Raw genomic sequence first — 1,551 nt, 5'->3', positions numbered from 1 at the left:
TGATATTTGCTCTGGTGCTGGACATGATGCCTTTTGGATAGCAGATGTAGCGCCTTCTGCAATGATTATGTGCCCTTGCGTGGATGGTATATCGCACAATGAAGATGAAGAGATTTCCTCTGAATGGGCGATTGCAGGCACTAATGTGTTGTTACATGCGGTATTAGAAACAGCGATCATAGAAAACTGATAGGTACCATGGGCAAGGCATTCAATAGGTATTTCATGATCGTAAAGTATAGAGGCGCTCTATAAATCAGTAACGTTCCTACGCCCTACAGTATTCAGAAAGCAAGTTTTTTTGATAATAGTTCATTGTCGATGAATGCTTGAGGGTGAGCGATATAAAAATTTATTAGGACAATTGCTCGACTTAATAATATAACAAGGATGTTCAATATAAGAACCTCCCTCCATTCTGAAAGTAGTCAGTTGTTTCGGTATTGGTATTGGAGTGATTGTTACTACAGGATATACAACAATCTATAGGGAATTTGATTATGTATAGTTCAAATGAAAGTTTGATTTTAGGTTCTTTAGTAGTTATATATTTCTTATTTTTATTTGGTGTATCGTTTTATATTAATAAGAAAAGTATTAAGACATATGACGATTATAATGTTGCGGGAAGATCTGTATCGATCTTTCCTCTTATCTTAACATTTGTAGGTACTGCGGTCGGTGGTGCAACGCTATTAGGTTTCATGCAGAATGGTTTTCTATATGGAATGGGGCAGCAATGGCTAAATTTTGCGATTTTCATTTCAGGTGTGCTGATGCTGGCGTTCTTTTTAAAGAGAATTCGGGCAATTGGCGAGAAGTATCAAATGGTAACGATTGCAGACTTTACTGTCTTAAGATTTGGTGAGGGCGCTAGAATCCCTACAGTTGTAAGTGTTTTGGTTGCAAACTGTGCGTTGACAGGAATGCAGTTTGCCGCTATTGCCACCATACTTAATTTGACAATGGGGCTAAATATAACCACTGGTATTTTAATTAGTTGGGTTCTACTTACATTAAAGACCTATTACGGTGGCATGAAGTCCGTGATTTGGCAAGACGCTTTTCATGGAACGATACAGACAGTCGGTATTTTTGTCTTATTTGTAGTCGTGATTTTGGCTTCTGGTGGCTTGCAAGAAGTATCTAAACAAGCCGCACTTGCTAACCAAAGTGAGTTTTTAAGTATACTCGGTATTTCGCCTTCTGAGGTGTTTGTTTATCTATTAACTATTGGGGCTTATCAGTTCCTTAGACAGGATTTGTGGCAAAGATTTTGGGCTGCTGGCAGCGCTAAAATAGCTAGAAATGGCTATTGGATAGCTATTGTTTTAGGTGCTTTGACCGCCTTTATGGTTATTGCTATCGGTGTTATGGCCCGCTTTGGGTTGAACCTAGGAGAAATCGATTCTAGTCTTACTTATTACATAGTAATTGGAGACGTATTTAGTTTTCCAATGATTGTAGTGATGATTATTGCCCTACTTGCAACTGTTATATCAACAGCCGACTCTTTCTGTATGGCTGGTGCCTCTTCAATTATAAACGATA

2 protein-coding genes are annotated in these 1,551 nt (G+C 38.4%); both read left to right on the top strand.

Going from position 1 to position 1,551, the window contains the following annotated elements:
• On the top strand, window positions 1-190 hold a 190-nt coding region (locus ACS8FD_RS14175), incomplete at its 5' end, for a M20/M25/M40 family metallo-hydrolase (RefSeq protein ID WP_439276337.1).
• 310 nt (window positions 191-500) lie between these two features.
• Window positions 501-1,551: sodium:solute symporter family protein (locus tag ACS8FD_RS14170; protein ID WP_439276336.1), on the top strand; the 1,051-nt coding region annotated here is incomplete at its 3' end.

It is taken from the genome of Psychrobacter sp. 1U2 (genome assembly GCF_051847575.1).
This window is presented reverse-complemented; position numbering and strand designations above follow the sequence as displayed.